Source organism: Lamprobacter modestohalophilus, from assembly GCF_016583905.1.
In the GTDB taxonomy this organism is placed as follows: Bacteria; Pseudomonadota; Gammaproteobacteria; order Chromatiales; family Chromatiaceae; genus Lamprobacter; species Lamprobacter modestohalophilus.
Window position 1 is genome coordinate 1 of record NZ_NRRY01000103.1, and the last position, 8,576, is coordinate 8,576.

Below are 8,576 nucleotides of genomic sequence, written 5' to 3' on the forward strand. Positions count from 1 at the left end.
ATGGCTCCATTATCCCGGTCCTGAGCTGGCTCCATTATCCCGGTCAGGCGGTGGCTCCATTATCTCGGTCAGAGGGTGGCTCCTTTATCCCGATCCCCGGGTGGCTCCATATGCGCGATCATTGACAACGCGCACAAATCTGCTCCAGCTCAGGTTCGATTGACGCTGTTGGGGTTGACGATGTCGGTCTTCGCGTCGTTCAGTCTGCGCGTCTTCGCGCTGAGCCTCGGCATCGTTGCATTGATCGGCTGTGCGCGGATCGCCAAGCCGGATCTCGAGCGGCTCTATGCGAGCGCCACCGACAGCCCGGGGCAGCCGCCGGTGGTGATCATCCCCGGTCTGATGGGCACGCGGCTCGAGGATGCCGAGGGTCGCGAGGTCTGGATCGGCTCCCTGCAGCGTGCGCTCTGGTCGCGTTATGACGACTTGGCGCTGCAGATCGACGCAGAGACGCTCAGTCCCGATCCTGGCGGCATTCGCCCGACCACCATCACCGACCGGTTTGCCGGCCGTGATTTTTACGCCTCGATCATCCGCACCCTGGAGCAGGCAGGCGGCTACCGTCGCGCTGAGCCTGGTCAAGCGCCAGAGGGGACACGCAACTATTACGTCTTCACCTACGACTGGCGGCAAGACAATGTCGAGACCGTGCGAGCGCTCGATCAGTTCATCGAGCAGATCCGAGGCGATCATGGCGGCGAGGTCCCAGTCGATATCATTGCCCATTCAATGGGCGGACTGATCACGCGCTACTACCTGCGCTATGGCCCGATCGATGTGACGCGGGACAACCAGTTCCCGGTCAACTATCACGGCGAGGAACGGGTGCGCCGCGTGGTGCTGCTGGGCACCCCAAACCTAGGCTCGGTGGAGTCGCTCAAGGCCTTCATCGCCGGGCGCCAACTCGGTCTGCGCCGTGTGCCGCCCGAGGTGCTGGTCACCTTTCCGAGCTTCTACCAACTGTTTCCGCATCCGATCAATGACTGGCTGCTAAATGCTGAGGGCGAGCCGCTTGACCTCGATCCGTTCGATCTGGAGACCTGGCAACGTTTTCAGTGGTCGATCTTCGATCCCGAGGTGCGCGAGCGTATTCGGGCGCGCTACGAGGACCCAGCGGCCGCAGAGGCGCGCCTCGCGCTGCTCGAGCGCTGGTTCCACAAGTACCTGGAGCGCGGGCGGCGCTTTGTCTGGTCGCTGACCCTCGAGATGGACCGGGCACCCTGGAGCCTGGTGGTGTTCGGGGGTGATTGTAAGCTGACGCCGGCGCGTCTCGTGGTGCATGAGACCGCTGTCGGCTCCGGACTCTATCTGCACCCGGAGGCTATCGGCAGCGGTCGCCCTGGGGTCGATTACTCGCAGCTGATGCTGGAACCGGGTGATGGCACCGTCACCAAGGCCTCACTGCTGGCCCGTAATGTCCTCGATCCGCTCGTGCCACGGCATCCCTGGAGCTTTTTTCCGCTCGATTATCCGCTTCTGCTCTGCGCTGAGCACAGTGCGCTGACCGGTAACCTCTTTTTCCAGGACAATCTGCTGCACTTTCTGCTGCATCGTGAGTGACGCTGGACTCGGATGTGGCTGGACCCTGGGGCAGCGCAGCGCTGTCGGCTCCGCTTGCTTCTGTGCGTGATGCTCAGTCACTGTAGTAGCCACCGAGCCGACGGCTACCGCGCTTGATGTACGGGTTGCCGTGGCGGTCGTAGCAGCGGCTGCCGGTGACCTCTCGGAGTCGGCCATCGATGCGAACCGTCTTCGAGACGCGACTGCAGCTGCGCGATCCGCTGTGATGACGGTATGAGCGCGGGCTCCGCGAACGGTGATTCGAATGGCTTGATCGATGATGGCTGAAGCCATAGATCGACGAGCCGCGGTAGCCGCCTGTCGACCAGGCGTGGACCGGCTCCGGCGCCAGGAGCGCCATTCCACTCATGATGAGCCAGGCGCCGATGCCGGCTCGGGCCAGAGACCGCCAACGCGGCCGAATCGCTGGCTCCTGCTGAGCGCTCCTGGCGCCGTTCATTGCGTGATCGGAATCGCCGCGCGCTTGCTCAATCGTGACAGTAGGCGTGTTCATGGGCTCTCAACCTGGGTTAGCGTCTGCCGTCGGCGGCTCATCCAGCGGCACCGCGAACAGATCGAGAAAGAAGCTCAGCGCGATGAACAGCTCGATCACACTGGCCAGCTCGACCACAGCGGCATCGCTCAGTCCCAGCGACCACAGGCGCGCGATATCGGCGTCCGTGATGGCATGGACATCGGTCGCCGCCCGCCGTGCCAGCTGCAACAGCTCGATCCAATCGGCGGGTAAGGGCACCCGCATCAGCGCCGCTCGCTGACCGGTTCGCTGACGGTTGATGTGGCGTCCCAGCCACTGTGATAGATATCCTCGAAGGCTTGCTGCTGCGCCTGCGGACTCCAGACCTCGCGGTAGCCATCGCCATCCTCGACCTGCAGCGACTCCACGGAGATGGAGCGATAAGGCTCGACCACCGTGCCGATCACCCTGACCTGCTTGCGCACATGACGGACCTTGGTGTCGCGCGGGACGTTGGAGAGGAAGTAGTACTGACCATCGGGCAGCTGCAGCACCAACTCCAGCTCGAACGAGAGATGGGCATCCAGATTCTCGAGCGGGCAGACATGGCCGCCCTCGGCACAGCGCAGGCCGTTGATCCGGCCCTCGATCGTCGTCTCGGCCAGCACGGGCGTGCCACTCAGTAGGGCGACGAGGCCAATGCAGGAGGTCAGGCCGGCGAGCGGTCTTTGAAGCGGTCGCTGTGTCGACATGGCGCTGAATCTCTCGACCGGGAAGAGGGGGTTGCCTCAGCAACCGTTCACGCAATAGACCGACTCCGGTGGATCAGCATCGCCACGGTCATCCGACTCGCCCTCGCGATGCGCGTCGTCGGCATCGTTATCGCCATAGTCCATTTGCAAAGCCGCCTTGAGGCTCGCCTCGAAGGCCAGCGCCCGCTTGAGCGCGCGCGCACAAGGCGCGCACTGCGCCGCATGGGCCTGGAGATCGGCTTGTCGTCCTTGCGGATCGACCAACAGTTGGCGGCGAAAGGAGAGACAGTTCATGGGTGGAGCCTTCTGCGCGACGCGGATAGCGCTTGGAATACCGGATTAAGACCAGCCGTGCACAGCAGATATTTCATGCTGATGACCGACAGCGAATGACCGCACTGCAGCGATCCGATACCGCGTTGCAACGGATCGTGTTAACGAAACGTTCTCTTGGTCTTGCGCGATTTCTATAAAGTCAATCAAAAACAAGGTATTAAAAGCTGGCACGACGGCTGCAATAGAGCAGACAGATCGCACATCGACTTCGGGAGTCCGTCCATGTCTGTTTCTGCTGCACTCGCGTCCACCCCATCGCTGGAGCCGGTTGAAGCGCCAAGCTTCGAGGCCCTCGCCGAGACCCATCGGCATAGCCTCTTCAAGTACGCCTATCGGCTCTCCGGTAACAAAGAGATCGCTGAAGACCTGGTCCAGGACAGTCTGCTGCGGGCCTGGCGCTCGTTTGCACGGCTGCAGAACCCGGCGGCTGCCTTGGGCTGGATGAAGACCATCGTGCGCCGTGAGAATGCGCGCCGCTTCGAGCGCATCCAACCGCGCGAGAGCGCGATGCCGACCGAGGAGCTGCCGGCGCAGCATGCTCAGTACTATGACACCTCCACCGACGCCTTTGTCTTGCGCCGGGCGCTCCGGGCGCTGCCGGCGGAGTATCGCGAGCCGTTGATCCTGCAGGTGCTGCATGGCTATTCGCAGCAAGAGATCGCCGCGCGGCTTGGCCTCAGCTCTGCAGGGGCTGGCACGCGGCTGTTCCGGGCTCGCCAGAAGCTGCGCGAGGCGCTGGGCGAGCGGTCATGATGGCCGCCTTGGACCTGGGGCAGGCTGACCTCGTTCATCGCCACCTCAACCGACTTGATGTGCTGGGCATGGCGCAGCGCGGCTGTGATCCAGCGACGCCATTGCTGCTGGTCGAAGACAACGCGCCACTGCGCCAGATGCTGAGCTGGGAGCTGAGTGACCTCGGCTATCAGATCCATGCCGCCGGCGACTGCGCGGAGGCGCGAGCGCTCATCGCGCGACAGCCGGTGCGCGGAGCCCTGATCGATATCCGCTTGCCGGATGGCGATGGCCGTGAGCTGGGGGCTGAGCTGGCGGCGCGCGCTCCGGGACTCACGATCGTGCTGATGAGCGGTGCCCATGATCTGCAGCCTGATCCGGGGCTGGCGCCGCATGTCTGCGCCTATCTGAAAAAGCCAGTCAATCTGAACAGTATCCACCAGCTGTTTGTTGCGAACGGCAAGCCTGCGCGAGCGGCCTTCAACAACGGCTCACGCGTCCCCTGATCCATGGCCACGAATGAGCTCAACCTCTCGCCTCGCCGGCGCGGGCCGTCCAGTCGTTTGCCTTCAAGGCGCAGTGATCCGCCCAACCGATGCCAGGAGCACCTCATGCCCTCGCTGATTCCGGACCCGGATGTTCAAGCGGAATTGCCGGACGCCCTGCCTGCTATTCCTGCCATGCCGGCCATGCCGGCGCTGAGCGAAGCCGAGCGCCGCTTCAGCCAACTACCCAAATCGCTGCGCACGCTCGAGGCGGCGCCGGCCTCCCTGAAAAGCTACCTGGCCCTCGGCGCCTTGTTGGAGAAGACCTCACTCTCGAGCGAGGAGCAGCAGGTGGTGCTGCTCAGTGTCAGCCGCGAGAGCCGCTGCGCCGTCTGCATGGGTGCCCATGGTCTGCTCGCGGACATGATGGATTTGCCAACGGAAATGACCGAGGCGTTGCGCGAAGGAGACCGCCTGAGCGATCAACGCCTGGAGTCCCTCAGGCAGTTCACCGCCACGCTGGCCAAGGCGCACGGCCGCATCGATGAGGCCGCGGTCGCCGCGCTGGAGCAGGCCGGCTACGACCGGCAGCAGGTCCTCGAGGTGATCCTCGGGATCGGCATGAAGACCCTCGCGCGCTATAGCGATCAGATCCCCGGCACTGATGGACAGCCCTGGCCGGCAGCCTGTCTCGCCTGCTAGCGAGACCCCTTCAACCCTTGGAGTCCCCCATGCGTGCCGCTGAGCTCTTTGTCCGCTGTCTCGAGAACGAAGGTGTCGAGTACATCTTCGGCATCCCCGGTGAGGAGAACCTCGACCTGATGGATGCACTGATCGACAGCCCGATCCACTTCATCACCGTCCGCCATGAGCAAGGCGCGGCCTTCATGGCCGATGTCTATGGCCGCCTCACCGGCCGACCCGGGGTCTGCCTGGGCACGCTCGGCCCTGGCGCGACCAACCTGATCACCGGTGTCGCCGATGCCAATCTCGACCGCGCGCCGGTGGTGGCCATCGCCGGGCAGGGCTCGACCCACCGGCTGCACAAGGAGAGCCATCAGATCGTCGATCTGGTCAATCTGTTCGCGCCCATCTCCAAGTACGCGACCTCGGTGCGCGAGCCCGAGGTGATCCCCGAGGTGGTGCGCAAGGCGTTCAAGGAGGCGACCCTGGAGAAGCCGGGGGCGAGCTTCATCGAGCTGCCCGAGAACATCGCCGCTGCGGAGGTCGCTGAGCTGGCCCCCCTGCGGGTGCAGAATCCGCGCACCCCCTGGCCGCCCGAAGATCGCCTCGCCGAGGCCGCGGCGCTGATCGCGCAGGCCGAGCGCCCGATGGTGCTGGCCGGCAATGGCGTCATCCGCGCGCAAGCCGCCGCGGCCTTGGATGCCTTCGCCGCGACCTTGAACATCCCGGTGGCCAAGACCTTCATGGCCAAGGGCGTGATCCCGCGCGACCATCCGCTCTCGCTTGGCACCGCCGGGCTCTCGGGCAACGACCTGATCGCCTGTGGCTTCGAGCGGGCCGATCTGGTGATCTGCGTCGGCTACGACATGGTCGAGTACCATCCCGAGCGCTGGCACCGCAATCCGGAGCAGCCGGTGATCCACATCGGCCAGCAGCCGGCCGAGGTCGATGCCCATTATCCGGTCGCGGTCGGCGTCGTCGGCGATCTCAATGCGGCCTTGCACGGCCTGATCCGACGCCTCACAGCCCGCCCTGAGAACTGGGCGTCGGGCCTCAATCAGGCGATCCAGCAAGAGAACCGCGAGTACGCCGAGGACAACGGCTTTCCGCTCAAGCCGCAGAAGATCCTCTGGGATCTGCGTCAGGTCTTGGCGCCCGAGGACATCCTGATCTCCGATGTGGGCGCGCACAAGATGTGGATCGCGCGTATGTGGCAGGCGCAGGCGCCGAATACCTGCCTCATCTCCAATGGCTTTGCGGCGATGGGGATTGGTGTGCCTGGCGCCCTGGCAGCCAAGCTGGTGCATCCCGAACGCCGTGTGCTGACCATCACCGGCGATGCCGGTTTCCTGATGAACTCTCAGGAGCTCGAGACCGCGCTGCGCCTTGGGCTCGCGTTCGTGGTGCTGATCTGGAACGACAGCGCCTACGGGTTGATCAAGTGGCACCAGGACAAACGCTTCGGCCGCGAGACCGAGATCCGCTTCAACAACCCGGACTTCGTCCAGTACGCCGAGAGCTTCGGTGCCCGTGGCTACCGGGTCGAATCGGCCGCGCAGCTGATCCCGGTGCTCGATGAGGCGCTGCACTGCGGCACCGTCGCCGTTATCGATTGCCCGGTCGACTACGCCCAAAACATGCAACTGACCGAGCGCCTCGCCGCGCTGCAGTGCCCGGTCTGACAGGAGTCTTGACGATGTTGACGCTATTCGATTCCACCGAAAACTTCCTGCTGACGTCCTTGCAGCTGATGTCGGCGCTGTTCATCTTCGTTATCGGCCTGGCCGCCCTCTGGGGGGTCTATGCCTTTATCGTCGACAGCACCCAGAAGACGCAGGCGATCCGCCGCAACTATCCGGTCATCGGCCGCTTCCGCGCGCTGTTCGAGCGCCTCGGCGAGTTCTTTCGTCAGTATTTCTTTGCCATGGACCGCGAGGAGCTGCCGTTCAACCGGGCGCAGCGCAACTGGGTCTATCGCGCGGCCAAGGATGTCGATAACACCGTCGCCTTCGGCTCGACCCGTAACCTGACGGTGCCGGGGCAGGTGATCTTCGTCAACTGCCCGTTCCCAACCCTGGGCGAGGATGCGGTACCGCCACAGCCGCTCACCATCGGCCCCTTTGCGCGGCAGCCCTATACCATCGCGGGGCTGTTCCATATCTCCGGGATGAGCTATGGCGCTATCTCCAAGCCGGCGCTGGAGGCCCTGGCGAGCGGGGCGGCCAAGGCCGGCTGCTGGCTCAACACCGGCGAGGGCGGGCTCACGCGCTATCATCTGGAGAGAGGGACCGACCTGGTGTTTCAGATCGGCACCGCGAAATACGGCGTGCGCGATTCAGCCGGCAACCTCAGCGATGAGCGTCTGCAAGCGGTGGCCGCCCATCCCCAGGTGCGGATGTTCGAGATCAAGCTCAGTCAGGGCGCCAAGCCCGGCAAGGGCGGCATCCTGCCGGCGGCCAAGGTGACGCCGGAGATCGCCGAGATCCGGGGCATCCCGGTCGGGGTCGACAGCATCAGCCCGAATCGCCATCCCGATGTCGGCAACACGGCCGAGCTGCTCGATCTGATCGAGCGGGTGCGTCGGGTCACCGGCAAGCCGGTCGGCTTCAAGGTGGTGCTTGGCGCCTATGGCTGGCTCGATGAGCTGCTGGGCATGGTGCATGCGCGCGGTGTGGCCTCGGCGCCGGATTTCATCACGGTTGACTCGGCTGATGGTGGCACCGGCGCGGCGCCGATGCCCTTGATGGATGACATGGGCCTGCCGCTGCGTGTCAGCTTGCCGATGCTGGTCGATAAGCTCAACGAGTACGGCCTGCGCGAGCGCATTCGGGTGATCGCCTCCGGCAAGCTCATCACCCCGGCCGATGTCGCCTGGGCGCTGTGCATCGGGGCGGATTTCATCACCTCGGCGCGTGGGTTCATGTTTGCGCTTGGCTGCATCCAGGCGCTGCAATGCAACAAGAACACCTGCCCGACCGGGATTACCACCCATCAGCGCAAGTTCCAACGCGGCCTGCATGCGCCGACCAAGGCCGTGCGGGTGGCAGCCTATGTGCAGAATCTCTCCAAAGAGGTCGGCATCATCGCCCATTCCTGCGGCGTGCGCAGCCCGCGTGAGCTGCGGCGCTTCCATGCCCATCTGGTGCAGGCGGATGGACGGACCATTGGGCTGGATCAGTTCTATCCGGAGTCCGAGCGGCAGATTGTCGCAGCCTTGAGCTGGCCGCAGACCTGGCCGCGTGATCAGATGGGGGTGGCGCAGGGGTCCGAGGACAGGCTGCGGCCCAGTCCACTTGGGCCGCTGCGAGGACCCAGCCAGCGAGATCTGATCATCCAGCCGGCAACAGGAGACATCTTTCCATGACCGATGGCCGACAACCGCATCAAAGCCACCGCATCGCCGCCGAGGTTAGCCCGACCGGGTCGCTCGAGGTGCTCAATCCGTTCAATCTGCAACCGATCGCGACCGTCGACACCGTCGATCGTCACGGCGTCGAGCAAGCGCTCGCGGTGGCGGATGCCTGTTATCGACAGCGCGACGGTTGGCTGCCT

General features: G+C 64.5%; 10 protein-coding genes and 1 pseudogene. 7 read left to right on the forward strand and 4 right to left on the reverse strand.

The annotated features are described in order from the left end of the window. Nucleotides 1-180: 180 nt before the first annotated feature. A complete protein-coding gene (locus tag CKO42_RS25505) occupies nucleotides 181-1,560 on the forward strand; it encodes an esterase/lipase family protein (protein ID WP_200251753.1) in 1,380 nt (459 codons plus the stop codon). A 73-nt stretch (nucleotides 1,561-1,633) separates the two neighbouring features. On the opposite strand, the gene CKO42_RS25510 is transcribed toward CKO42_RS25505, so the two are convergent. Genes CKO42_RS25510 through CKO42_RS25525 form a run of 4 tightly spaced genes read right to left on the reverse strand, consistent with a single transcriptional unit; the run spans nucleotide 1,634 to nucleotide 3,081 of the window. Next, nucleotides 1,634-2,074 (reverse strand): hypothetical protein, encoded by a 441-nt coding sequence (locus CKO42_RS25510; RefSeq protein WP_200251762.1) that lies wholly within the window; start codon nucleotides 2,072-2,074, stop codon nucleotides 1,634-1,636. 6 nt (nucleotides 2,075-2,080) lie between these two features. Continuing rightward, nucleotides 2,081-2,320: a carboxymuconolactone decarboxylase family protein gene (locus tag CKO42_RS25515; RefSeq protein ID WP_200251765.1), complete on the reverse strand. Its 240-nt coding sequence runs from the start codon at nucleotides 2,318-2,320 to the stop codon at nucleotides 2,081-2,083. Beyond that, on the reverse strand, nucleotides 2,320-2,787 hold the full coding sequence (locus CKO42_RS25520; RefSeq protein WP_200251767.1) for a hypothetical protein: 468 nt from the start codon (nucleotides 2,785-2,787) through the stop codon (nucleotides 2,320-2,322). The genes CKO42_RS25515 and CKO42_RS25520 overlap by 1 nt, the downstream gene beginning before the upstream one ends. 36 nt (nucleotides 2,788-2,823) lie before the next feature. Next, a complete protein-coding gene (locus CKO42_RS25525; RefSeq protein ID WP_200251770.1) occupies nucleotides 2,824-3,081 on the reverse strand; it encodes a DUF3379 family protein in 258 nt (85 codons plus the stop codon). A gap of 264 nt (nucleotides 3,082-3,345) precedes the next feature. Between CKO42_RS25525 and CKO42_RS25530 the strand changes: the two genes are divergently transcribed. The 6 genes and pseudogenes from CKO42_RS25530 to CKO42_RS25555 form a co-directional block, all read left to right on the forward strand. After that, nucleotides 3,346-3,876 carry a sigma-70 family RNA polymerase sigma factor gene (locus CKO42_RS25530; protein ID WP_200251773.1) on the forward strand — a complete coding sequence of 177 codons (531 nt, stop codon included), beginning with the start codon at nucleotides 3,346-3,348 and terminating at the stop codon, nucleotides 3,874-3,876. Beyond that, nucleotides 3,876-4,361, forward strand: coding sequence for a response regulator (locus tag CKO42_RS25535; RefSeq protein WP_200251776.1), 486 nt, complete (start codon nucleotides 3,876-3,878; stop codon nucleotides 4,359-4,361). Before CKO42_RS25530 ends, CKO42_RS25535 begins: the two co-directional genes overlap by 1 nt. Before the next feature lie 105 nt (nucleotides 4,362-4,466). Next, nucleotides 4,467-5,042: a carboxymuconolactone decarboxylase family protein gene (locus CKO42_RS25540; protein WP_200251780.1), complete on the forward strand. Its 576-nt coding sequence runs from the start codon at nucleotides 4,467-4,469 to the stop codon at nucleotides 5,040-5,042. Nucleotides 5,043-5,071: 29 nt separating this feature from the next. Then, nucleotides 5,072-6,706, forward strand: a complete 1,635-nt coding sequence (locus tag CKO42_RS25545; protein ID WP_200251789.1) for an acetolactate synthase large subunit — start codon at nucleotides 5,072-5,074, stop codon at nucleotides 6,704-6,706. A gap of 14 nt (nucleotides 6,707-6,720) precedes the next feature. Then, complete coding sequence (locus CKO42_RS25550; protein WP_200251792.1) at nucleotides 6,721-8,388, forward strand: FMN-binding glutamate synthase family protein; 1,668 nt, start codon at nucleotides 6,721-6,723, stop codon at nucleotides 8,386-8,388. Continuing rightward, a pseudogene (locus tag CKO42_RS25555) lies at nucleotides 8,385-8,576 on the forward strand (aldehyde dehydrogenase family protein); the annotation flags it as partial. The gene CKO42_RS25550 and the pseudogene CKO42_RS25555, both read left to right, overlap by 4 nt.